At 62.0% G+C, this 23,764-nt stretch carries 24 protein-coding genes; 11 read left to right on the top strand and 13 right to left on the bottom strand.

The features are described from left to right. Positions 1-21 precede the first annotated feature (21 nt). Complete coding sequence (locus CKW07_RS14910) at positions 22-615, bottom strand: nitroreductase family protein (RefSeq protein WP_095145575.1); 594 nt, start codon at positions 613-615, stop codon at positions 22-24. Positions 616-894: 279 nt separating this feature from the next. Here CKW07_RS14910 and CKW07_RS14915 point away from each other — a divergent pair, with 279 nt between their 5' ends. Both CKW07_RS14915 and CKW07_RS14920 read left to right on the top strand, forming a co-directional pair. Beyond that, entirely contained in the window at positions 895-1,344 is a 450-nt protein-coding gene (locus tag CKW07_RS14915; protein ID WP_095145576.1) for a YcgN family cysteine cluster protein, read from the top strand. 39 nt (positions 1,345-1,383) lie between these two features. Further along, positions 1,384-2,613 (top strand): hypothetical protein, encoded by a 1,230-nt coding sequence (locus CKW07_RS14920; RefSeq protein WP_095145577.1) that lies wholly within the window; start codon positions 1,384-1,386, stop codon positions 2,611-2,613. Positions 2,614-2,645: 32 nt separating this feature from the next. Here the strand turns inward: CKW07_RS14920 and CKW07_RS14925 are convergent, their stop codons facing one another. The 4 genes from CKW07_RS14925 to CKW07_RS14940 all read right to left on the bottom strand — a co-directional run bounded on the left by CKW07_RS14925 (position 2,646) and on the right by CKW07_RS14940 (position 4,855). After that, positions 2,646-3,011: a DUF2892 domain-containing protein gene (locus tag CKW07_RS14925; protein WP_095145578.1), complete on the bottom strand. Its 366-nt coding sequence runs from the start codon at positions 3,009-3,011 to the stop codon at positions 2,646-2,648. 78 nt (positions 3,012-3,089) lie between these two features. Beyond that, entirely contained in the window at positions 3,090-3,560 is a 471-nt protein-coding gene (locus CKW07_RS14930) for an RNA methyltransferase (protein ID WP_095080264.1), read from the bottom strand. A gap of 182 nt (positions 3,561-3,742) precedes the next feature. Continuing rightward, entirely contained in the window at positions 3,743-4,120 is a 378-nt protein-coding gene (locus tag CKW07_RS14935) for a YajD family HNH nuclease (RefSeq protein WP_095080263.1), read from the bottom strand. Between the two features lie 48 nt (positions 4,121-4,168). After that, positions 4,169-4,855 carry a spermidine synthase gene (locus CKW07_RS14940; RefSeq protein ID WP_095145579.1) on the bottom strand — a complete coding sequence of 229 codons (687 nt, stop codon included), beginning with the start codon at positions 4,853-4,855 and terminating at the stop codon, positions 4,169-4,171. A 99-nt stretch (positions 4,856-4,954) separates the two neighbouring features. Here CKW07_RS14940 and CKW07_RS14945 point away from each other — a divergent pair, with 99 nt between their 5' ends. Next, on the top strand, positions 4,955-5,245 hold the full coding sequence (locus tag CKW07_RS14945) for a hypothetical protein (RefSeq protein WP_095145580.1): 291 nt from the start codon (positions 4,955-4,957) through the stop codon (positions 5,243-5,245). Here CKW07_RS14945 and CKW07_RS14950 read toward each other — a convergent pair. Both CKW07_RS14950 and CKW07_RS14955 read right to left on the bottom strand, forming a co-directional pair. Then, positions 5,242-5,715: a cyclic nucleotide-binding domain-containing protein gene (locus tag CKW07_RS14950; RefSeq protein ID WP_095145581.1), complete on the bottom strand. Its 474-nt coding sequence runs from the start codon at positions 5,713-5,715 to the stop codon at positions 5,242-5,244. The two genes, CKW07_RS14945 and CKW07_RS14950, sit on opposite strands and share 4 nt — an antisense overlap. 134 nt (positions 5,716-5,849) lie before the next feature. Next, positions 5,850-7,904, bottom strand: coding sequence for a S9 family peptidase (locus tag CKW07_RS14955; RefSeq protein WP_095145582.1), 2,055 nt, complete (start codon positions 7,902-7,904; stop codon positions 5,850-5,852). Positions 7,905-8,004: 100 nt separating this feature from the next. Here CKW07_RS14955 and CKW07_RS14960 point away from each other — a divergent pair, with 100 nt between their 5' ends. Genes CKW07_RS14960 through CKW07_RS14970 form a run of 3 tightly spaced genes read left to right on the top strand, consistent with a single transcriptional unit; the run spans position 8,005 to position 9,864 of the window. Further along, on the top strand, positions 8,005-8,502 hold the full coding sequence (locus CKW07_RS14960) for an MFS transporter (RefSeq protein WP_095145583.1): 498 nt from the start codon (positions 8,005-8,007) through the stop codon (positions 8,500-8,502). Positions 8,503-8,532: 30 nt separating this feature from the next. Further along, a complete protein-coding gene (locus tag CKW07_RS14965) occupies positions 8,533-9,309 on the top strand; it encodes a class II glutamine amidotransferase (RefSeq protein ID WP_095145584.1) in 777 nt (258 codons plus the stop codon). A gap of 12 nt (positions 9,310-9,321) precedes the next feature. Further along, positions 9,322-9,864 (top strand): DUF2937 family protein, encoded by a 543-nt coding sequence (locus CKW07_RS14970; protein ID WP_095145585.1) that lies wholly within the window; start codon positions 9,322-9,324, stop codon positions 9,862-9,864. A 55-nt stretch (positions 9,865-9,919) separates the two neighbouring features. Here the strand turns inward: CKW07_RS14970 and CKW07_RS14975 are convergent, their stop codons facing one another. The 4 genes from CKW07_RS14975 to CKW07_RS14990 form a co-directional block, all read right to left on the bottom strand. Next, a complete protein-coding gene (locus tag CKW07_RS14975) occupies positions 9,920-12,031 on the bottom strand; it encodes a TonB-dependent receptor (protein WP_095145586.1) in 2,112 nt (703 codons plus the stop codon). Between the two features lie 14 nt (positions 12,032-12,045). Beyond that, a complete protein-coding gene (locus CKW07_RS14980) occupies positions 12,046-13,257 on the bottom strand; it encodes an MFS transporter (protein WP_095145587.1) in 1,212 nt (403 codons plus the stop codon). Further along, entirely contained in the window at positions 13,247-15,169 is a 1,923-nt protein-coding gene (locus CKW07_RS14985; RefSeq protein ID WP_095145588.1) for an IucA/IucC family siderophore biosynthesis protein, read from the bottom strand. Before CKW07_RS14985 ends, CKW07_RS14980 begins: the two co-directional genes overlap by 11 nt. Positions 15,170-15,277: 108 nt before the next feature. Further along, entirely contained in the window at positions 15,278-16,207 is a 930-nt protein-coding gene (locus CKW07_RS14990) for a LysR family transcriptional regulator (protein WP_095145589.1), read from the bottom strand. Between the two features lie 141 nt (positions 16,208-16,348). Between CKW07_RS14990 and CKW07_RS14995 the strand changes: the two genes are divergently transcribed. From CKW07_RS14995 to CKW07_RS15010, 4 genes are all read left to right on the top strand, one after another. Then, entirely contained in the window at positions 16,349-17,641 is a 1,293-nt protein-coding gene (locus CKW07_RS14995) for an MFS transporter (RefSeq protein WP_095145590.1), read from the top strand. A gap of 70 nt (positions 17,642-17,711) precedes the next feature. Then, positions 17,712-18,464, top strand: coding sequence for a 5-oxoprolinase subunit PxpA (locus tag CKW07_RS15000; RefSeq protein ID WP_095145591.1), 753 nt, complete (start codon positions 17,712-17,714; stop codon positions 18,462-18,464). Further along, a complete protein-coding gene (gene pxpB / locus CKW07_RS15005; protein WP_095145592.1) occupies positions 18,461-19,165 on the top strand; it encodes a 5-oxoprolinase subunit PxpB in 705 nt (234 codons plus the stop codon). The genes CKW07_RS15000 and pxpB overlap by 4 nt, the downstream gene beginning before the upstream one ends. Then, positions 19,162-20,079, top strand: coding sequence for a biotin-dependent carboxyltransferase family protein (locus CKW07_RS15010; RefSeq protein WP_095145593.1), 918 nt, complete (start codon positions 19,162-19,164; stop codon positions 20,077-20,079). The genes pxpB and CKW07_RS15010 overlap by 4 nt, the downstream gene beginning before the upstream one ends. A gap of 75 nt (positions 20,080-20,154) precedes the next feature. Here CKW07_RS15010 and CKW07_RS15015 read toward each other — a convergent pair whose 3' ends face one another. Both CKW07_RS15015 and CKW07_RS15020 read right to left on the bottom strand, forming a co-directional pair. After that, a complete protein-coding gene (locus tag CKW07_RS15015) occupies positions 20,155-21,333 on the bottom strand; it encodes a VWA domain-containing protein (RefSeq protein ID WP_095080245.1) in 1,179 nt (392 codons plus the stop codon). Positions 21,334-21,366: 33 nt separating this feature from the next. Continuing rightward, positions 21,367-22,212 (bottom strand): MoxR family ATPase, encoded by an 846-nt coding sequence (locus tag CKW07_RS15020; RefSeq protein WP_093413295.1) that lies wholly within the window; start codon positions 22,210-22,212, stop codon positions 21,367-21,369. Between the two features lie 371 nt (positions 22,213-22,583). On the opposite strand from CKW07_RS15020, the gene cysK reads away from it, so the two are divergent. After that, positions 22,584-23,558, top strand: coding sequence for a cysteine synthase A (gene cysK, locus CKW07_RS15025; RefSeq protein ID WP_095145594.1), 975 nt, complete (start codon positions 22,584-22,586; stop codon positions 23,556-23,558). The last annotated feature ends 206 nt before the right edge of the window (positions 23,559-23,764 follow it).

The raw sequence follows: 23,764 nt of genomic DNA on the forward strand, positions 1-23,764 counted from the left end.
GCCACAGGCTTACAGCGCGACTTACAGGGTGAAGTCGCCTTCAGCCGCCAGTTCGCTCAGCGGCACGCGCGGGCTTGGCACTTCACGGGCCTGCAGGTACTCGGCCAGGGTGGCCTTGTCACCCAGCTTGCCGATCGCGACGGCGGCGTGCAGCGCGTAGCCTTGCGGAATGTTCAGCTCCTTGCGGGTCAGCTCCTGGTCGAAACCGGCCATGCCGTGGGTGTGCCAGCCACTGAGGGTCGCTTGCAGGGCCAGGTGGCCCCAGGCCGAGCCCGTGTCGAAGGTGTGCCACAGGGCTGGGGTCTCTTCCTCGGCGCCCGGGGCGGTGAAGGTGGTTTTCGAGATCACGATCACCAGGGCCGAGGCGTGTTGCGCCCAGCCGCGGTTGAATTCGTTCAGCAGGCCCAGGTAACGCTCCCAGTTCGGCGTATCACGGCGCGCGTACAGAAAACGCCACGGTTGCGAGTTGTAGGCCGACGGCGCCCAGCGCGCGGCTTCGAAGAAGCTCAGCAGGGTTGCTTCAGGGATGGTTTCGCCGGTAAAGGCGCGCGGTGACCAGCGGTCGGTGAACTGTGGGGCAATGGCGTATTCGGCAACGCGGGGATTGGCGCTCATCAAGAAGTTTCCTGGCAACGTTTATGAGTGGGCAGTTGAGTAGAACCGGTGCGCGCGGTGAGCGGGGCAGTGAGGTTTTCGGACCCTTGGCGATTCACCGTGATGCAACGCGTTAGCGCGTTAATGGCAGCCTGGCATGGGCCGCTGCGACCCGCCAAGCTACTGCGCCGGCTGAAAACTGACAAGTGCTCTCGTACCGGCAGTCGCCAGCGCTTGGCCCAAGGGGCCGCGGGCACTAGACTGGCGGCCTTTTCTCCACCTGATGTAGATGCTTGAACCATGGCCGCCAAAGTCGAACCTTTCTGGATACGCAAAACCCTCGAACAACTCGATCAGCAGGAGTGGGAGTCGTTGTGCGATGGCTGTGGCCTGTGCTGCCTGCAAAAACTCGAGGATGAAGACGACAACAGCGTCTACTACACACGCATCGCCTGCAAACTGCTGGACCTGAAAACCTGCCAGTGCACCGACTACCCGAATCGTCGCGATTCGGTGCCCGACTGCATTCAGCTCACGCCGGGCAAGGCCGATCAATTCAAGTGGTTGCCGCCGACCTGCGGCTACCGTCTGGTCAGTGAGGGCAAGGACCTGCCGCTCTGGCACCACCTGGTGTGTGGTGATCGCGACGCAGTGCACCACGAGCGAATCTCGCAGTCCGGGCGCATGCTCGCCGAGGGCAGCGTGCCGGAAGATGATTGGGAAGATCATCTGATTTTTCGCGCAGGTTGAGACTGACGCGTTGTACGAATGAATCACGAGGGAGTGTGTATGGCGGTAGGGGTGCGATTGCCGACGGCATTGTCGCTGTTGGTGCTGGGGTCGCCAGTGTGGGCGGTCGAGAAGGTCGATCTGGATTACCACGTGCGCTTGCTGCCGCAAAGCGATCAGGCCGAAGTGCGCTTGACGCTGGCCCAGGGCTCGGCCGTGCGCAGCCTGGATTTCGACCTGGGTGACGGCAGCCATTACAGCGACTTCAAGGCCGATGGCCAGTGGCAGCTTGCGCCCGGAAAAGCCGTGCGCGGCGTCTGGCGCCCGGCGGTCGACAAGGCCAGCCTGACCTACCGCGTACGCATCAGCCATACACGCAAGAATGCGGCCTTCGAGACCCGCATGACGCCGGCTTGGGCGTTGATGCGCGGTGACGAGCTGGTGCCGGCTGCGCGCCTGGATCAGCGTGACGGTGTTGAACTGGTGGCGCGCCTGGAGTTCGAGTTGCCGTCCGGCTGGAAGAGTGTCGAGACCGCCTGGCCGCGCATCGGCAAGAACCGCTTTCGCATCGACAACGTTTCACGATTGTTTGACCGGCCCACGGGCTGGATGCTCGCCGGCAACCTGGGCAGCCGCCGAACGCGCCTGGGGGAGACCGACGTGACGGTGGCTTCGCCGCGCGGGCAGGGCATGCGTCGGATGGACGTACTGACGATGCTGACCTTTGTCTGGCCGCAAGTGCAGACGCTCTACCCCCGCCATCCCGGCAAGCTGTTGATCGTTGGCGCCTCGGACCGGATGTGGCGCGGTAGCATGGCCGGGTATGAGTCGATCTACCTGCACAGCCGCCTGCCGGTGATCAGCGAAAGTGGCAGCAGCCCTCTGATCCGCGAGTTGACCCAGACATTCGGGCGGATCAGCGACCAGGACCGCAGTGACTGGATCAGCGAAGGGTTTGCCGAGTACTACGCCATCGAGTTGTTGCGTCGTGCCGGTGGCATGAGCGATGAACGGTACCAGGTGTTGGAGAACTCGATGCATTCGCTCGGGCAGAAGGCCGGCACCTTGCGCGGGGAGCAGGCCAGCCCGGCGCAGGTCGCCAGGGCGGTGTTGCTGCTGCAGGAACTGGATCGCGAGATTCGCCTGAAAACCCGTAACAAGCGTTCGCTGGACGACATGCTCCGAGGTGCCATGCACCTGGAGCAGGTGAGTACCCAGGCGTTCGTGGCGCTCGCCGAAAGCGTGATCGGCGAGCCGTCGAAGGTGCTCGATACCGAGCTGCTCAGATAACCTGAGTCAAACACAGGGTGATGGGGTGTTGCTCAAGCCCCGGCTTCAGGCGGCTTCAATGGATCATTGCCGGTGACCGTTGCGGTGTGGGTGGGCGCGTCTGCGTGGGGCTTCAGGGATTTCAGCTCGTCACCGGTGCGCTCGATTTTCGCCCGCGCCTTGTCCAGGTCCCGGCGGCCTTGTTCCAGGAAACTTTTCGCCGAACTGTGGCCGGTGATACCCCGTGCCAGTGCCACGCCGCCGAGTGCGACCTGGACCAGGCCGAACAGTCCACCACGGCGCAGGCCCTTGCCCACCATCACCACGCCACCGGCCAACGAGCCGATGCGCTCCCAGCCCTGGACATTCTGTGTGGCGGCTGCCTGGTCGATAGGTTCCACGCGTTTGAACTCGCTCATGATCTGTCTCCTCAGGGGGCACTGGATAGAGAGCTTACTGCGCAGGCAGTCGACTCGTTCCGTTGGCGGTGCAACCGGTCAGCGAAATTTCGGACCGGAGCGGGTGTTGTTGCCCTTGGCCAGGCGGTCGTAGAGCACCACATTGACGGTGGCGGCCAGGTTCATGCAGCCGGTGGTCGGGATGTAGACCACGTCTTCGCACCACTCGCGGATCTCTTTGTCGAGGGAGCCATCTTCCGGGCCGAAGATGTACAGCGCGCGATCCGGGTGGGTGTATTCCGGCAGGGAGCGGGCGCCCTCGACCAGTTCGACCGCGACCGGGACGCAGCCCAGGGGCAGGATCTTTTTCAGGTCGTCGATGCCGATCAGCGGAATGTCGTAGTGGACTTTCTTGGTGTCGGTGACGAAATCGGCGGCGCGCTCATAACGTTTACCGGTGTAGAACACCGAGGCCACGCCATAACAGCCTGCGGCGCGCATCACCGAGCCAACGTTCTCCGGTGATTTGGGGTTATACAAACCAATGCAGCTGTACCGTTTGTCTGCCACGAGCGGGGTGCCTTCGGGAAAAAAACGTGATTATACGGGGATTGGGGGAGGGCGGTCAGATGATCGTTCCCGCGCTCTGCGTGGGAATGCTGCCAGGGACGCTCGGCGTTGCGCTTTGGATGTGACGCAGAGCGTCACGGGATGCATTCCCACGCGGGCGCGTGGGAACGATCAAATCAACGTTACTCGTCGTCTTTTTTCATCAACCCGGCCAGCGCGGCAAACGGGTTGTGGGTCGCCTTGGCGATTTTCGGGGTGCTCAGGGAGCCGTCGCCGAAGTATTGCTGGTCGGTGTAGCGCGAGTGTTCGTTGTCGTGGCAGTACAGGCACAGCAGCTCCCAGTTGGAGCCGTCCTGCGGGTTGTTGTCGTGGTTGTGGTCGCGGTGGTGCACGGTCAGCTCGCTCAGGCGTTTGCCGGAGAATTCACGGGCGCAGCGTCCACAGACGTGGGGGTACATCTTCAGGGCCTTGTCGCGGTAACCCATTTCCCGGTCGCGCTGGGCGTCGGCGAGGATGCGGTCCAGCTTGGCGGTATTGGACGGAGGTGTTGACGAACTCATGGGTTCACCTTTGTAAAAGACTAATGACGGTTATGACCCAAGTTTAGCTCAGCCCTTGAGCTTCTCGGCAATCCAGATGGTGTGACGGGTGCCCTTGTTGCCGTGGGCGAACACCTGCACTTCTTCGGCCTTGAAGCCGGCCTTTTTCAATTTGTCGGAAAACTGCCGGTCGGCGCTGGCCGACCATACCGCCAGTACGCCTTTAGGGCGCAGGGCTTTGGCGCAGGCGCTCAGGCCGCCCGCCGAGTACAGCCAGCTGTTGGCTTTCTGGGTCAGGCCTTCGGGGCCGTTGTCGACGTCGAGCATGATCGCGTCGAATCCCTGCGGCTCGGCTTGCAGCACCTTGGCCACGTCCTCCATGCGGATCACGGTGCGTGGGTCGAGCAGCGGGCGCCCGGACTTTTCTCCCAGTGGCCCGCGATTCCACTCCACCACGCCCGGCACCAATTCGGCGACCATCACTTCGGCGCTCTTGCCCAGGTGCTTGAGGGCCGAGGCCAGGGTAAAACCCATGCCCAGCCCGCCAATCAGCACCCGCGAGTTCGGCCGGCCGGCCACTTTGCGGCAGGGGATTTCGGCCAGGGCGTCTTCGGAACCGTGCATGCGGGTGTTCATCAACTGCCCGCCATCGCCGCCCTGGATCTTGATGACGAAATCTTCGCCGTACTCGAACAGGCACAAGGCACCGCCGTTTTCGGGGATCGGGGTGGTGTCGAGCAGAACGAAACGTTTCATGGGACTCTCATTGAGAAGGGAAAAGCTGTCATTGATCAGGGCAATCCTGCGCGCTTGGGAGTAGCCTTGAGGCCACAAGCCAGGGCAACGGAGCCATTGATGAAGCGCACCATTCTAACGGTCATTGTGTTGGCCGCGCTCTCGATAAGTGCGGCGCAGGTGCAAGCGATGCAAGCCGTCCCGGTGACACCCTCGGCGGCACCCGGTTCGCCGGGAACCGCAACACCCACCCCCTACCCGCAAATTACCCCGACCGCAGCGCCCAAGGCCGGTGGCGGCAGTGGTGGAGCTCCCTTTTTGCCGCCGATCAAGAACCCCGGCCCGCCCAAGGATCAACCCCTGCCGGGGCTTGAGCAGGTTGCGCCCAAACCCAAGACCCCAGGCGTCTAAATCTGCTGGGAAAGCAGCTGGCCGTCGGCCATGCGCAGGCGCCTGGACAATGACACGGCAATGGCGCGGATGATCTTGGCGGCAATCTTCGGCGCGTCGTTGAGCATCTTTTCCAGGGAATCCTTGCCCAGGTTGAGCAACTGGCAATGACTCGCCGCCACGCAACTGGCCGAGCGCCGTTCGCCGTCGAGCACGGCCATCTCGCCAAATGCCCGGCCGCTGCGCAGGGTCGCGATGGTGACCTGTTGGCCGTCATGGCCGGTTTTTTGCACGGCCACCTGGCCGGAGTGAATGATGCACATGAAGCTGCCGGCATCGCCCTCGTGGAAGATTTCTTCGCCCTGGGCAGTGGTGCTGATGCTGAAGTAGCCGGCAGCGGCCGTGAAGTCGGCCAGTTGCAGTTGATCGAACAGGCCGCAGTCCATCAGCCAGTCGCGAATTTCGGTGTTCAGTGAGCGTGGTTCTGGCATGTCGTCAATGTCTTTTCTTGTGTCTGTTGCGGGGCTTGATCAGGGGATAACCCTCTATCGCCTGCAGGAGCGGGCTTTCCCGGCCCGCTCCACATTGGCAAATGTCTCGTATCAGCGCCAGCGGGCGGAGTTCCTCAGGCGATCCCCAGTACCTTGAAGACAAATGCGTATTCGAGGGCTACGTCACGTAATCCTTGATAGCGCCCGCTCATCCCGCCGTGGCCGGCACCCAGTTCGGTCTTGAGCAGGAGCAGGTTGTCGTCGGTTTTGCTGGCGCGCAATTTGGCCACCCACTTGGCGGCTTCCCAGTACTGCACGCGGCTGTCGTTGTAGCCGGCGATCACCAGCGTGGCCGGGTAGGCCTGGGCGCTGACGTTTTCGTAGGGCGCATAGGCCTTGATCCGCTCATACACATGCGGCTCCTGCGGGTTGCCCCACTCGTCGTACTCGGTGACGGTCAGTGGCAGGTCCGGGTCGAGCATGGTGTTGAGGGTATCGACGAAGGGCACTTCGGCAATGGCCGCCGCGAACAGCTCCGGGCGTTGGTTGAGCACCGTGCCGATCAACAGCCCGCCGGCACTGCCACCGCTGATCGCCAGTTGTGACGAGGTGGTGTAGCCGTTGGCAATCAAGTGTTCGGCACAGGCGATAAAGTCGCTGAAGGTGTTCTGCTTGTGCTCCTGCTTGCCGGCGCGGTACCAGGCTTCGCCCAGCTCACCACCGCCACGCACGTGGGCAATGGCAAAGGCCACGCCGCGATCGAGCAGGCTCAGGCGCGCATGGGAGAACCAGGGGTCGAGGCTTTCACCGTAGGCGCCATAACCATAGAGGTAGAGGGGCGTCGGCTGGCCGAGCCGGTCGCGCTTGACCACCAGGCTGATGGGTACCTGCGTGCCGTCGGGTGCGGTCGCCCACAGGCGCTGGCTGATGTAGGCATCGGCATCGAAGGGGCCGAGTACGGGGGTTTCCTTGAGGACTTTCTGCTCGCCGCTGGCCAGTTCCAGCTGACGCACTTGAGCCGGGCGATTCAACGCCTCGTAGCGCAGGCGGATCCGCTCACTGGCAAATTCCAGGCTGTTGTGCACGTGCAGGCTGTAGGCAGCGTCCGGTAACTGCACCCGGTAGGTCGGCAGGCCCTGAGGGTGAACCTCGATGATCGGCAGCCCCCCTTCACGCAGGCTCAGGGTCATGGCCGTGGCGTTCAGGCTCATGCCGTCGAGCATCACCGTGTCGCTGTGGGGGATCAGGTTTTGCCAGTCGTCCTGGGTCGGCGCTACGCCGGTGTCGACGGCCTGGTACAGGGCAAAGTTGATGCCGTCGCGATTGCTGCGAACCAGCCAGGTCCACTGGTCGTCGAGCTTGCCGTGGTCGACGTCGTACTCGTGGTCTTCAATCCGCGGCGCCAGGCACGTGAAGGCCTGCTGCGGCTGTGTGGCATCCAGGGCCCAGACTTCACTGGTGGTCTTGCTGCCCAGGGACAGCAGTAACTGGCGCTCGGAGCTCGATCGATAGCAGTGCAGGAAAAACCGCCCGTCCGGTTCATGGAAGACTTCTTCGGCAGCCGTGCCGTCGAGGCGATAGCGAAACAGTTTGTGCGGGCGATGGGTCTCGTCCAGTTCAGCGAAGAACAGCGTCAGGCTGTCGTTGGCCCAGGTCATGCTGCCATCGCAGTCCTCGAACGCCAGCTCGCTGACCTTGCCGTTGGACAGCTCCTTGACGAACAAGGTGTAGGTCTCGTCGCCGATGGTGTCCAGGCTGTACGCCAGGCGCTGGTGGTCCGGGCTGATGCTGAAGGCGCCCAGCGAGAAGAAGCCGCCATTGGCCAGCTCGTTGGGGTCGAGCAGCAACTGCTCCCGGCTTTCATCGACCTGCAGGCTATCGTCGGCCGGGCGCGGGCAGCGGTAGTGCCGGGCATACTCGTCGCCGGCGATGGTACGGGTGTAGTACAGGTACGGCCCCCACGGAGACGGCAGCGACAGATCGGTTTCGAGAATCCGGCCCTTTATTTCATTGAACAGGGTTTCGCGCAGCCCGGCCTGATCGGCCAGTTGGGCTTCCTGGTAGTCGTTTTCGGCCTTGAGGTAGTCCAGCACGGGGGCTGTGTCCCGTTCCTGCAGCCAGGCGTATGGGTCATCACCGTCGGCCTTGCGGGCAATCGGGGCGCTGCAAACGTGGGCGGATCGGGGCATGTGGGGCTCTCGGACGGTGTGCAAAAGGGGCTTCACGGACAGCGGGGCAGCCTGATCCGCGAAAAGCCGTTATCATAAGCGCCTCTTTGCCTGCCATGCCATGGACACCATGACCGAGAACGACTATCTGATCGCTTGGGGCCTTTACGCCTTTGCCGCTTTGGGCTGCCTGTTGGTGTGGATGCGCATGACCCGCTGGATGTGGCGCTGGCTGCGCGAGCCGCTGCGCCTGATCGTGGCGGTGCTGTTGTTCAGCCCGACCATCATCGACCCGGTGAAGGAAAAGTTCGCACCGGCCATCGCCATCACCGCCCTGGACTTGTTGTTCAAGGTGGGGAACAACGCCTGGCGGGCCATTTCCGACCTGTTCATGTACGGCATGATCGCCCTGGGTATCTACCTGATATTCGTGTTCATCCGTTTCCCCATCGAGCGCGCCGCCAACGCGCGCAAAGAACAGGCCGCCGCCGCGAACGCCGCCGCCCGCGCCTCTGACCCCGACGATGACCAACCCTTCGGCGGTGCCGGCGATGATCGTTATGGTCGCCCCCCTGTGCCGAGCAACCCCCAGCGTTCGCGAGTCGAACCCCGCCTTTGATGGCCCCGGCATTGAAGCGAGAGTCCCGGCATGTGTGAATTATTGGGCATGAGCGCCAATGTACCGACCGATATCGTGTTCAGCTTCACCGGGCTGATGCAGCGTGGCGGTCGGACCGGCCCGCACCGGGACGGTTGGGGTATCGGCTTCTATGAAGGTCGCGGCCTGCGCGTGTTCCAGGACCCGGCCGCCAGTTGCGACTCGGAAGTGGCGCAGTTGGTGCAACGCTATCCGATCAAGAGCGAAGTGGTGATCGGGCATATCCGCCAGGCCAACGTCGGCAAGGTCTGCCTGTCCAACACCCACCCGTTCGTGCGCGAGTTATGGGGGCGCAACTGGTGTTTTGCCCACAACGGCCAGCTCGCCGATTTTCACCCAGTGGCAAGTTTCTACCGGCCGATCGGTGACACCGACAGCGAAGCGGCGTTCTGCGACCTGCTCAACCGAGTGCGCGAAGCCTTCCCGGAGCCCGTGGAGGTCGAACAGTTGTTGCCGAGCCTGGTGGCGGCCTGCGCCGAGTACCGCAACCAAGGCGTATTCAATTGCCTGTTGAGCGACGGCGACTGGCTGTTCTGCTATTGCTCGACCAAGCTGGCCCAGATCACCCGGCGCGCCCCCTTTGGTCCGGCACGCTTGAAGGACGTGGACGTGATCGTCGACTTCCAGGCCGAAACCACGCCCAACGACGTGGTAACGGTGATTGCCACCGAACCCTTGACCGAAAACGAAACCTGGACTCGCTACGAACCGGGCCAATGGAGCCTGTGGCGACGCGGTGAATGCGTCAGCCAGGGCAAGACCGAATAAGGAACAACCGATATGTTGCTCAGTTATTTGCGCCTGGTGTTGTTTGCCGTCGGCTTGTTGGTGGGGGTGCAGGTACCGGGGTTCATCAATGATTATGCCAAGCGGGTCGAGGCGCACCTGATCGAAGCGCAGACCGGCCTGCGGGGTTTTCAGGGCACGGCCGAGCAGTTTTTCAAGGGTGACCTGCAAGCATTGGTGGCCCATTACCGCGCCAGTGAAGACCCGGTATTTCGCAGCGATGCCGACAGCCTGAACACCCTGTTGACCCGGCAACTGGCGCTGGATAAACAGTTCCAGGCCATGCAGGGCCCGTGGTACATCCGCTTCCTGCAGGTGGTCCTGGCCGCCGACCCGGACATTCGCAAGGAAACCTGGAACGGCTACAGCTACCAGATCCTGCTGACCCCCGAAGCCATGGGCTGGGGGCTGGGTGGGGCGATGTTGCTGTCGTTCGGCCTGGAATGCCTGTTCCGCCTGATCGACTGGGTGGTGCTGGGCGGCAAGCGCCTGCGCCAGAGCCGGCCGATCGAAGAGCGGGATTTACGCGGCTTGTAATGCCGAAGAAAAGCCAGTCGCCCGCGCAGGAAGCAGTTCCTGCGCGGGCGAAGGTTTACCAGTCGAGCGAGTAGCTCATGCTGAACGTACGGCCTTCGGCGTTGGCATAGGGAGCCTTGGCGTTGGACTGGGCGTACAGGTTCTGGTAGTTGCGATCGGTCAGGTTGAATACCCCACCTTCCAGACGGCCGACCGGCAGTTCCACGGAGCCGAGCAGGTCCACCAGGGTGTAGCCATCGATGTCGCGTCCGTTGTCATCCTTGAGGGCTGCGTCGTAGCTGGCCAGCTGCATGCCTTGCAGGCGCAGGGTGTAATCGTCCTCGGTATAACCGACGAACAGCGTGGTCTTGGCGGGTGAGATACGCGTGGCCGGCAGGTCGATCCATTTGCCGTTCTGCTGGGTCTCGCCCTTGGCCCAGGCATAAGTGCCCCCCACCGACCAGCGATCGGTCGCGCGGTAGGTCAAGCTGTTTTCGATGCCACGAACCCGTTCTTTCTGATCGATCAGGCGCAATACGCGCTCATTGGCATCGTAGAACTGGGTCACGTCCGAGGTGTTTTCATACACGGTGACGTCGGCTTGCCATTGGTCCCAGTCGCCACGCCAGCCCAGCTCGTAGCTGTCGACCTTGATGGCCTGGGCGTCGAGGGTCTGGATGTTAAAGGAGCTGTTCACGTCACGCAGGAAACGCTGGATATCCGGCAGCGAAAAACCCTGGCTGTAATTGACGAAAACGTCCTGGTTCTCACTCAGGTGATAGACCGCCCCCAGGTTGTACAGGGTAGCGTCGTACTTGAGGGTTTCGCCGGGCAGCGTCGCATAATTGCCGGTCTGGACGATCTCGCCATAGGCGATGCTGTCGGAGACGTCGCTTTCGATCCATTCACGGCGAATGCCGCCGCGCACGGTCCAGTCGGCGATGTCCCAGGACATTTGCCCGTAGATGGCCTTGGTGGTGGTCTCGGTATCCGGGCCCAGTTCAAAGGTGGTGCCGGTCTTGGTGTAGTCCAGGCCCTTGACACTGTACTGGTCACCCCGCTGGGTGGAGCGCTCGTTATCGTAGTCGGCACCCCAGACCAGATTGCCCGTGGCACTGCCAATGGCCGGCAGCGGTGTATCAATGGCGGCGCGCAGGCCGTAGACATTCTGCACGCTGTTGTTGTCGGAGACGCCAGCGTAGCCCCGCGACACGTCAGGGAAAAACAGTGCGTCAGCGCGGCGCCAGTAGCTTTCCAGTTGCAGGCCCTGACCGTGGAAGTCCTTGTCGGTGTAATTGAGATTGACGGCCTGGTTATGGGTATAGGGCTGGTCGTCGAGGTTCAGCCCTTTGATCGCGACGGCTTCCTGCTTGTTTTTCGGGTCCTTGGTGTAGCCGGTGTCCTGTTCGTCCTTGTAGTCCTGCAGCGACAGGCTGACTTTCTTGTTCTCGTCCAGCTCGTAACCGAAACGACCTTGCAGGTCATAGGTCTCGGTGTCCATGCTGCTGCCCTGGGAGGTGTCTTGAGGGATGCGGTCACCGTTGCCGTCGAACTGATCGTTGCGTTGCGTCAGGTCGGCGGACACATACCAGTCCAGGGCATCCTTGCGCCCGGTGGCACTCTGGAAGGCTTCGTAGGCGAAGCCTTTGCGGTTGAAGTTGTTGCCAGTGGTCATGCCCAGTTTGCTGCTGTAGGCAGCTTCCTGGCCCTGATTGCGCTTGGTGATGATGTTGATGATGCCGCCTGAAGCGCCGGCACCGTAGACACTGCTGGCACCGGAGACCACTTCGATGCGTTCGATGCTGGCCGGGGAGATGCTGTTGAGCTGGCGGAAATTGTCGCGCGTGGCGTTCTGCGACACACCGTCGATCAAGACCAGCACGCTGCGCCCGCGCAAGGTCTGGCCGTAGTTGCTCATCCCGCCGGTGGACGGTGCAAGGCCGGGAACCAATTGCCCAAGAATGTCGGAGACCCGACGACCCGCGCCGCTCTGCTCGCGGATTTGCTGTTCGTCGATCACCTGGACCGAGCCCGGGATCGAGGCAATGCTCGCTTCACTGCGGGTCGCGGAAACGACAGTGGCTTGCATGTTCAGGGCGCCGGACTGCTGTTCGGTGTCATCGGCCCAGCTGTGAGCACTGAAGCCACCGAGCAACGGAATCAGCAATGAGAGTTTGGTTCGGGTCATGAGGTCGTCTTTTTCTAGTTTTGATTAGCGTGGGTAGATAAAGGTGTGGGAGCGGGTGTCACGGTGAATGCCCGCACCCAACGGATTCCGAGGGCGGCCAGTGCGTAGGTCAGGGCCACCAGCCAGAAGCTGTGGGCCAGGCCGATCACGCCCATGCCGATTCCGCCGAGCACAGTGCCGAGCAAGGCACCGGCCTTGGCCGCGCTGTTGCCCAGGCCGAGGGCAAAACCCTGCTGGCTGGCGCAAACGGTATTGGCGATCAATGCATAGGCGACGGGAAGCAGGGCGCCTTGCCAGATGCCCCAGACCAGGCGGCTGGCGAGAAACCCCAGCCATTCGTTGGCCAGTGCCGTGGCGGCCAGCGTCAGGGCACACAGCCAGGCGACACCCTCGATGACGCGCAAGGTATAGGCCGGTTGCCAGCGGTCGAACAAACGCCCCCACAGCGGTGCGGAAATCGCCAGGGTGGCGGCACTTGCGGCGTAGGTGGCGCCGATCAGCCAGCCCGGTGCGTGCAGGATGTTGGCGACGTACAGGGCGTAGAAAGGCTGCGGGATCATCTTCGCGGCCTGGATCAACACGATCACCAACAAGATTGCACTCAGCCAGCCTTTGGGCAGGGCCACTGACGCAACGGTTTTTTTCTGCGAGGCCCGCGCCTTGTCGGCCGGCAGGAAAAAACTGCCCAGCGCGCATAACAGGCAAATCGCCGTTGCGCCGTAACAGAGCAAGGCGAAGCCCGAGACGTCCATCAGCCAGCCGCCCAGCACCGGGCCGATCAACGAGCCGACGGCGGTCGCCGATTGCAGGCGCGCCAGGGTATGGCCCCGCCGGGAGCTGTCGCAGCAGGCCAGGGCATAGGCTTGAGCCGCTGCGAGGAAGCCGGCCAGTGCGCCTTGCATCACGCGAATGGCCACCAGCAACCAGGGGTCGTGGGTGATGGCCGCGAGCCCTTGGCAGAGCGCCAGCGCCAGCAACGCACGAATGATCATCGGCTTGTGCCCGGTGCGGTCGCCCAGGCGACCCCACGCGGGTGTCAGGAGCATGGCCGCGAGCATCGGGCCGGCATAGACGAGTGCCGATAGCAGCGCGGTGTAGCCAGCACCCTCTGGCCCGAGCAGATGCTGGATCTGCAAGGGCCAGAACGGGCCGCTCATTTCCATGGCGCCCATGGAGACAAACTGGATGACGATCAGCAGTCTCAATGCACGCCCGTCAGCGAGCATCGGCGCTAGCTCGCAGTGGGTTGCTGAGGCGTCCGACAATGTCGGCATGACTGTCGAGCAAGCGCATGCGCATGAACGACTTTGCCGGCCAGTCCTGCTCCAGCAAGGCCTGGCGTTCGCTTTCCCAGCGTGCCGGTTCGACGCGCTCGCGCACGCTGTCGAAACACTGTGCAACCTGCGTTGCCAGGCGATCCCAAAGGATGCTTTGCGACACATTCCAGTGGCGGGCACAGAGCAATGTCAGTTCACCCAAGTGGCACATGAACGTGGTGTGCAGGAGCTTGTCGCGGACAAAACCTGCGTCGTCGTACAGGGTCATTTTCGGATCGTGCAACTGGATATCCAGGCCCTGGGCGTGCAGGGTCTTGCGATCGATGCGAATGTCACCGAAATCACGCAACAACAGACGATTCAACTGACCGTCAGCACCCATCACCATGAAGCTGTTTTGCTGGTGGGCTTCGAACGCCACGCCATACATCAGGTAGATGTCCAGCAGCGCCGGCACGGCAATCGACAGGTAATCATCGAAGAACGCCAGCATGGCCTCGCTGTCATCGCGACCCTGAGCCAGTTGGACCCAATCACGCAGCAGCGGTTGTTCGAATTCGTTGACGGCGAACAGGCTGCCGACCGGTACCGCCAACTCGCCTGCTTGCAGCAGCGTCAGAGGGTTGTCACGGTACAACACGCCGGCATGCCGGGAACGTTCCTCGTCTACCGGTTGTGCGGCGTAATGCACGCCGATGCGCTCCGGCACGATGTTCAGCAGGCGCTGAATCTGTGGCTCCTGGTCGAGAATCTGCAGCATCAACTGGCTGATGCGCGGCCCCATCCGGGCCGAGCGTGGCGACACCGTGCGTTGCACGCTGGTCAGGCGCAACGCCACGGGCAGCTTGACCATCGGCGCAACACGGCTGGCCTCGGGTACAACCGTGCGGAAGGACATGGTCGGGTGGCCGGTGAAGGCGACGATGTCAGTGATGATCAGCAGGTTGTCCGCGATCTCGTTGGCGAACGAGTGCGGCAGTTCCTCATGGACTTGCCAGGGGTGCGACGGCAGCGGTAGGTAGTCCGCTACGTCCAGGCCCCGCTGGTGCAAGTGGTGCTGTAATTGTTCGGCGGCCTGGGGGAAGTGGCCTTGCCACCAGTCCCAGTAGTCGGCGGTGCCAGCCAGCGCTTCGACGTGGGCGTACTGGCGGTGCAGGGCGCACAACACGATCGGAAAACTCGCTTCGAACTCGGGCGAGAACGCGATGACCTGAGCGGCGCTCAAGCCCAGTTTGGTCTTGTAGTTCGGGTGCCACGGATGGCCGAGCGTTCCCCACTGTTCGAGCAGCGACGTCGGGTTCGGGTGCCCGGGACTGGCGTGGAGCCAAGCCAGCAGATTGTTGTCGTACCCAGCGCCGATTTGCTCTCTCAGGCGCTCGGTCCAGCCATGGTGGAACGCCAGGCACAGTGTGTCGTTGCTGAAGCTGTCATCCAGTTCCAGGGCCAGACGTTCCAGGACCTGCGGGGAGGCGGACGGGGTGAGCAGCGTGCCGAGGAGAGCGAGCAGTTCGCTGGGCAACTGGATCTTGTGCGGTTGGCGGTCGGGTGTGTGCAGGACGATGCTGCCGCGCACGTCCCAACTGTTCATCCGTGTACCGGACAGGTGATCGAAGCAGAGTTGCGAACCGTCGCCAAGCGGCAACCAGCAGCGGTTATTGTCGTCGAACCTGCAAACATCAGGGTTGATCAGGCCTTCGCGAAACAGCGCCTGGATCAGGCGCTGGAAACTGCGTTGGGCGGCAGGATCCAGGGCATTGCACAAATGATCGAGGGTGATGCGGTGGGACTGGAACGCCTCGGTGCCGAGGGCTTCGCTCCAGCGAGAGAGCAACTGCTGTTGATTTTGCGTATAGGCGCGCATCAGGCCCTGTTCCTTGAGGCTGTGGTTGACTGAAAGCGCGCTGAGAATACCGAATTAAAAAATTAATGCAAATGATATCAATTCCTAATTGTATGCAGGAAGAGCCTCTCAGATTCTGTCCAGGGGTTTGCTCAACACCATGTACTGATCGCCAACCTCCAGCGCATAGCGCTCCACCACGTGCTGGCACAAAGTCACGATTTCCTCGACCCATTCCGCGCCGACCCGCCATGACACCACCACCTGCAGATTGGGTGGCCGCTGCTCGATGGCCAGCAAGGTCAATTCGCTGCGCGCCAGTTCTTCTCTGACCAGTACCGGCGGCAGTGCGCCGATACCGAAGCCGTCCCGCAGCAGTCGGGTGATCGCCGACACCGAGTTCACACAACTGAGTCGTGGGCTGGACACGCCGTTGGCTTGCATCAGGCTGAGCACGTCCTGATGGGGGTGGGAGTTTTTCGAGTAGGTGATGATGCGCTCGTGGCCCAGTTCCGCCACGCTGGTGTAGTCGCGGTTGTAGATCGAGTGGCTGGCGACGATCCAGCCCATGGGGTGGCTGGCCAGGTCCAGGCTGCGCACACTTTCCTGGCGCAACAGGTCGGTTTGCAGGATCAGGTCCAGAAACCCTTTTTGCAGCTGGTCGCAGAGGTTCAGTGACGTATCGGCGACCAGTTCGATTTCCAGCTGCGGGTAGTGATCGGTGATCTGCGCCACCAGTGGGCTGAGCCAGGTATGAATCACCGTGTCCATCACGCCGATGCGCACCCGCCCGGCCTTGCTGGAGCGGGTTTCCAGGGACTGCTTGAGGGCTTGCATGGTGTCCATCATCTGCTCGGCGTAGTCGAGCACCTTCAAGCCTTCGGGCGTCAGCTTCACGCCCCGTGAGTCGCGCAGAAACAGCTTCACCCCCAGCTCGCTTTCCAGCACCGCGATGCGGCTGGAAATCGAGGCCTGGGTGGTGAAGAGTTTGTCGGCGGTCAGGCGAAAACTTTTCAGCCGGGCGACCCAGACAAAGGTTTCAAGGAATTTGAGGTTCATGGGATCAACTTTTTCTTATGCCTTGGCGGGGGTTTTATTAGTTGGACGGGCAGGGGGCTGTCGTCGAAAAATGCGCCAGACCCACGATATGCGTCGTTGGCGTTCATCACAATACCAATAAAAATCAGCTGGAGATTCGCCATGAGTGCGCCCGACACGACCTCTGTCGCCCAGGACAAGGCCTTGAGCCGCCCCGGTCCCTTTGACTGGTACCGCAATATCAACCAGCAGGAGCGGCGTACGTTCTGGAGCTGCAAGATCGGTTATGGCCTGGATGGCATGGACACCCAGATGCTCAGCTTCGTGGTCCCGACGCTGATCGCCATGTGGGGGATCACCACGGGCGAAGCCGGGCTGATCCACACCAGTACGCTGATCGCCTCGGCCATTGGTGGTTGGGTGGCCGGGATTCTGTCCGACCGTATCGGTCGCGTGCGCACCCTGCAACTGACCGTACTGTGGTTTGCCTTCTTCACCTTCCTCTGCGGCTTTGCGCAAAACTACGAACAACTGCTGATCGCCCGGACCCTGATGGGCTTCGGCTTTGGTGGTGAGTGGACAGCGGGCGCCGTGCTGATCGGCGAAGTGATCCGCGCCAAGGATCGCGGCAAGGCGGTGGGTATGGTGCAGTCAGGCTGGGCCCTGGGCTGGGGCCTGACGGCGATTCTCTACGCGATACTGTTTTCGATCCTGCCGCCGGAAGATGCCTGGCGCGCGCTGTTCCTGCTCGGCATTGTGCCAGCGGTGTTCGTGATCTTCGTTCGCCGCCTGGTCAAGGACCCGGAAATCTACCGCGAAGCCAAGGCCAAACAGGAGCCGAGCAACCCGTCGAAGTTCTACGAGATCTTTGCCCCCGGCATGCTCAGCACCACCTTGCGTGCGTCCATGCTGACCACCGGTGCCCTGGGCGGGTACTACGCGATTACCTCCTGGTTGCCGACCTTCCTGAAAAACGAACGCGGACTGAGCGTGCTGGGCACCGGCGGCTATCTGGCGATGGTGATTGTCGGGTCTTATGTCGGCTACGTGATCAGCGCCTACCTGACCGACATTCTCGGGCGCAAAAAGAACTTCATTTTGTTCGCCGTGGGCTCGTTCACCATTGTCCTGCTCTACACCCAGCTGCCGGTCAGCAACGGTGTCATGCTCTGGCTGGGCTTTCCGCTGGGGTTCTTTGCCTCGGGGATTTTCAGCGGCATGGGCGCATTCCTGACCGAGCTGTTCCCCACCCGGATTCGTGGTTCAGGCCAGGGCTTTTGCTACAACGTAGGGCGCGCACTGGCGGCACTGTTTCCGCTGCTGATCGGCCTGCTCAGCCAGACCGTGCCACTGAGTGTCGGTATCGGTGCGTTCGCGGCGGTGTCTTACGGCGTGGTGATCCTGGCGGCGTTGAGCCTGCCGGAAACCCGTGGCAAGCAACTCGAGGCGCAGTAACGGTCAATCGACGGGGGTTGCTGGAAAGCCCCCTCGGTTAAAATGACAAAACTCCACAGGAGCACTCACCGTGAGCCGCCTGTTATTGAACTGCGACATCGGCGAAAGCTTTGGCAGCTGGACCATGGGTCTGGATGCCGAGGTGATGCCATTCATTGATTGCGCCAACATTGCCTGCGGTTTCCACGCCGGTGACCCGAGCATCATGCGCAAGACCGTCAGCCTGGCATTGAGCCATGGCGTACAGATCGGTGCCCATCCTGCCTATCAGGACCTGGTGGGGTTCGGCCGGCGTTCGATGGCGTACAGCGCGCAAGAGCTGCAGGACCTGCTGCATTATCAGATCGGCGCACTGGACGGCATTTGCCGTGCCCAGGGCGCTCGCGTCAGCTACGTCAAACCCCACGGTGCGATGTACAACGACATGATGGCCAACCCCGCACAGTTGCGGGCAGTGATTCAGGCGGTCGCCGCCTATGACCGGCAACTGCCGTTGATGTTGATGGCGACCCGCGACAACAGCGCGGCGCAGTTGATCGGTGACGAGTATGGCGTGACGCTGTGGTTCGAAGCGTTCGCCGATCGGGCCTATGACAGCGCCGGACGCCTGGTGTCGCGGCAACAGCCAGGCGCAGTGCATCACGACCCTGCGGTCATCATCGAGCAGGCACTGACCATCGCCCGCGGTGGCAACCTTGTCGCCAGCGACGGCAGTGCCTTGCGGCTGCAGGCCAACACCTTGTGCGTCCACGGTGACAACGCCAGTTCCGTGGCGGCCGTGCAGCGTATCCGCGAGGCCTTGAATCAGCAGGGCGCGCTATGAAACCACGGGTTGAAGTGGTAGCGATCGATTGCCTGATGGTGCGTTTGTTCGATGAAATTGCCGAAACCAACATGCCCTGGATGCTCGCGGCCTGTGCGCGATTGCGCGAAGGTTTCGGTATTCATTTGATCGACCTGGTGCCGTCCTACACGACGCTGATGGTGCATTACGATCTGCTGGCGTTGAGCCCCGCCCAGGCGCGAGAACTCATCGCCCAAGCGTTGATCGAGCTCAAGCCCGATACACAGGCGGGCGGCCAGTGTCATGTGTTGCCGGTCTGGTATGACCCCAGCGTCGGGCCTGAGTTGAGCCTGCTGGCGCAACGCAGCGGCCTGGAGGTGGAGGAGGTGATTCGCCGCCACAGCGGGCGTGAGTATCAGGTGTTCGCCTTGGGGTTTGCCCCAGGCTTTGCCTTTATGGGGTTGGTCGAAGAGGCGTTGGCCGCGCCGCGTCTGAGTACGCCGCGCAAGCGTGTGGCAGCCGGGAGTGTGGGGATCGCCGAGCGGCAGACCGCCGCCTATCCGGTGGAGTCCCCCGGTGGCTGGAACCTGATCGGTCGTACCCCGGCCAGGCTGTTCGACCGTGGGCGTGATGGCTACAGCCTGATGCAACCGGGAGACCGGGTGCGCTTCGAAGCGGTCAGCCATGCAGAGTTCGTCAATCTGGGCGGCGACGATACGCCGCTGGAGGTGGTGGCATGAGCCGCTTGACCGTTGAGGCCAGCACCCCGCTGTGCCTGTTGCAGGATGCTGGCCGCTTCGGCGTGCGGCACCTGGGCGTTACTCAGGGTGGGGCGGCGGACTGGCTGTCGATGTCCTGGGCCAACAACTTGCTGGGCAACGCCATGGACGCCGCGGTGATTGAAATCACCCTCGGCGGGCTGACACTGGAGGCACAGGACGATTGCTGCCTGGCGCTGGCAGGGGCTGACCTTGGGGCGCAGCTGGAGGGCCAGTCGCTGGCACCATGGCGTAGTTTCCACCTGCGCAAAGGCCAGCGCTTGCAGTTCACGTCACCGTTGCTCGGTGCCCGTGCGTACCTGGCGGCGCCGGGCGGTTTCAACGCCCCGGCGGTGCTGGGCAGTTGTGCAACGGTGGTGCGTGAGGAACTGGGTGGTCTGGATGGTTTTGGTCGTCCCCTGGCCAAGGGCGCAGAGCTGACTTACTCGGGGCAGGGGCAGACCTTGCGCGAGGTCCCGCGTGACCAGCGCCCCGACTTCACCCGGCAACAACCGCTGGATCTGGTGCTCGGTGCGCAACATGGCCAGTTCAGTGGCCAGAGCCTGTTTGATGCCTTCAACAGCGGCTGGATCCTGGACAGTCGCGGCGATCGCATGGGGATTCGTTTGCTGGGACCTGCGTTGCAGTATCAGGGCCAGCCGATGATCTCCGAAGGCATCCCGCTGGGGGCGGTCCAGGTCCCACCGGACGGGCAGCCGATCGTGCTGCTCAATGATCGGCAGACCATTGGCGGGTATCCACGGCTGGGGGCATTGACGCCACTGTCATTGGCGCGGCTGGCGCAGTGTTTGCCGGGGCAGCAGGTGCGCTTGGCGCCGGTGGTGCAGGAAACGGCGCACCGGCAGCATGTCGAGTATTTGCAGCGGTTTATCTAGACACCGCAGCCCACAATGATCGTTCCCGTGCTCTGCATGGGAACGATCAGTATCAGGTCAGGTGGTACGGCTGGTTTACTTGGAAAGAAACCGCATCCCTTCTTCCAGCCCGCGCAAGGTCAGCGGGTACATCTGGTCTTCGATCAGGTCGCGAACGATGTTGGTCGAACTGGTATAGCCCCAAGTGTCTTTCGGGTACGGGTTGATCCAGATGAGCTTCTTGTACTTTTCCATGAACCGCTGCATCCAGACGTAGCCGGCTTCTTCGTTCCAGTGTTCGACGCTGCCACCGGGCTGGGTGATTTCGTAAGGCGCCATCGCGGCGTCACCGACGAAAATCACTTTGTAGTCGGCGCCGTACTTGTGCAGCAAGTCCATGGTCGAGGTGCGCTCCGAGCCACGGCGCATGTTGTTCTTCCACACCGACTCGTAGACGAAGTTGTGGAAGTAGTAGTACTCCAGGTGCTTGAACTCGGTCTTGCAGGCCGAGAACAGCTCCTCGCAGATCTTCACATGGGCATCCATCGAGCCGCCGATGTCGAACAGCAGCAACAACTTGATGTTGTTGCGGCGTTCCGGACGCATCTGGATGTTCAGCAGGCCGGCATCGCGGGCGGTGTGGTCGATGGTGCCGTCGATGTCCAGTTCGTCCGCGGCGCCCTGGCGGGCAAACTTGCGCAGTCGGCGCAGGGCCACCTTGATGTTGCGCGTCCCCAGCTCGACCTGATCGTCGAGGTTCTTGTATTCGCGCTGATCCCAGACCTTGACCGCACGGCCCTGGCGCTTGCCGGCATCGCCCACCCGGATGCCTTCCGGGTTGAAGCCGCCGGAGCCGAACGGGCTGGTGCCGCCGGTGCCGATCCACTTGTTGCCACCGGCATGGCGTTCCTTCTGTTCTTCCAGGCGTTTCTTGAACTCTTCGATCAGCTTGTCCAGGCCGCCCAGGGACTGGATCTGCGCCCGTTCCTCATCGGTCAGCGAACGCTCGAATTCCTTGCGCAGCCAGTCCTCGGGGATCAGTGCCTGCAGGTGGTCGTCGAGTTTTTCCAGGCCATTGAAGTAGGCGCCGAAAGCCCGGTCGAACTTGTCGAAATGCCGCTCGTCCTTCACCAGAATCGCCCGCGACAAGTAATAGAACTCGTCCATGTCGGCGAAGGTCACGCGCTGTTTCAGCGCGTTGATCAGGTCCAGCAGCTCGCGCACCGACACCGGTACCTTGGCGGCGCGCATTTCATTGAACAGGTTAAGCAGCATGGCTATCGCCCTCGCTCTTGTTGAACCGAGGGCTTAACGCGTGCCGCGACGGCTCATGAACGCCAAGCGCTCAAGCAATTGCACGTCTTGTTCGTTCTTGACCAGGGCGCCGGCCAGCGGCGGGATGGCCTTGGTCGGATCGCGCTCGCGCAGCACCGCTTCACCGATGTTGTCGGCCATCAGCAGTTTCAGCCAGTCCACCAGTTCGGAGGTCGATGGCTTTTTCTTCAGGCCCGGCACTTTGCGCACGTCGAAGAACACGTCCAGCGCTTCGCTGACCAAGTCCTTCTTGATGTCCGGGTAGTGCACGTCGACGATCTTTTGCAGGGTGGTGCGGTCCGGGAAGGCGATGTAGTGGAAGAAGCAGCGGCGCAGGAAGGCGTCGGGCAGCTCTTTTTCATTGTTGGAGGTAATGATGATGATCGGGCGCTGCTTGGCCTTGATGGTCTCGTCGATCTCGTAAACGTAGAACTCCATCTTGTCGAGTTCTTGCAGCAGGTCGTTGGGGAACTCGATGTCGGCCTTGTCGATTTCGTCGATCAACAGGATCACGCGCTCATCCGACTCGAAGGCTTCCCACAGCTTGCCCTTTTTCAGGTAGTTGCGGATGTCGTGGACCTTCTCGTTACCCAGTTGCGAGTCGCGCAGGCGGCTGACCGCGTCGTACTCGTACAGACCCTGGTGGGCCTTGGTGGTGGACTTGATGTGCCAGGTAATCAGCTTGACGCCAAAGGACTCGGCCAGTTGCTCGGCGAGCATGGTCTTGCCGGTGCCCGGCTCGCCCTTGACCAGCAATGGCCGCTCCAGGGTGATGGCGGCGTTGACCGCCAGCTTCAGGTCATCGGTGGCGACGTATGCACGGGTGCCTTCGAACTTCATCGGTAATTCCTCGAACGGTGACGCCGACCAGCACCGGGCAGGGCGGGCGAAATAAAATGTAATGCCCGACTATAACGCGGTGCCCGGTCGACTGTGAACGCAGACGGCTTATTCAGTCTCTGAATGGGGCGTCACATGTTGACTCGGTCAGGGTTACTGGCTCGTATCAAGAGTCAGGTTGGCGCTGACTTCTATCGAAAATCAGCAACTGGCATCGAACAGGCCTGATGATTGGCATCGCTTTGCGCGGTTGCAATCGTTACAGGACGAGTGTGTGTTTGCCGATGTGCAGCCAGGCTACGACGGCTGGACGCACCGTGGCGTGAGGCATACCCTTGAAGGCTACTCCAACGCTGCACAAGGACCCAGCCATGAGCCGTATTTTTGCTGACAACGCCCATTCCATTGGCAATACGCCGCTGGTGCAGATCAACCGTATCGCGCCACGTGGCGTGACCATCCTGGCCAAGATCGAAGGGCGTAACCCGGGTTACTCGGTCAAGTGCCGTATTGGCGCGAACATGATCTGGGACGCTGAAAGCACTGGCAAACTCAAGCCGGGCATGACCATCGTCGAGCCGACTTCGGGTAATACCGGCATCGGCCTGGCCTTCGTGGCGGCCGCTCGCGGCTACAAGCTGATGCTGACCATGCCGGCGTCCATGAGCATCGAACGTCGCAAGGTGCTCAAGGCCCTGGGCGCGGAGCTGGTGCTCACTGAACCCGCCAAAGGCATGAAGGGCGCCATTGAAAAGGCGGCAGACATCATGGCCAGCGACCCGGCCCGCTACTTCATGCCGCAACAGTTCGATAACCCGGCCAACCCGGCGATTCATGAAAAGACCACCGGCCCGGAAATCTGGAGCGACACCGACGGCGCGATCGATGTGCTGGTCGCCGGCGTGGGCACCGGCGGCACCATTACCGGTGTTTCGCGTTATATCAAGAATACCCAGGGCAAGCCGATCCTGTCGGTGGCGGTGGAACCCGTGGTTTCGCCTGTGATCACCCAGGCCCTGGCCGGCGATGAAATCAAGCCAAGCCCGCACAAGATCCAGGGCATCGGTGCTGGATTTGTGCCGAAAAACCTGGATCTGTCGATGGTCGACCGGGTTGAGCTGGTCAGTGATGAAGAGTCCAAGGCCATGGCCCTGCGCCTGATGCAGGAAGAAGGCATTCTGTGTGGTATTTCCTGTGGTGCCGCGATGGCGGTTGCCGTGCGCCTGGCGGAAACCCCGGAGATGCAGGGCAAGACCATCGTGGTGATCCTGCCCGATTCCGGTGAGCGTTACCTGTCGAGCATGCTGTTCAGTGACTTGTTCACCGAGCAGGAAAACCAGCAGTAACCCGGGTTATTGGTTGTTTGGCTGAGTGGTTGCTAAACGTATCGAGCGCTGGTTATAGTCAGCGCTCGTCGAGCGTTGCGCCCGACGTTTCATTCTCTTCAAAAAAGATCAGCCCATGCCTGCATTCCACGTCAACGCGGTAGTCGATTCAGCGGTCAACGCTGGCGTCGTGCCGTGCGGGAAACAGCAGCCAGGGCAGATCAGTC

Origin of the sequence: Pseudomonas sp. Irchel s3b6, assembly GCF_900187415.1 — a bacterium.
GTDB lineage: Bacteria > Pseudomonadota > Gammaproteobacteria > Pseudomonadales > Pseudomonadaceae > Aquipseudomonas.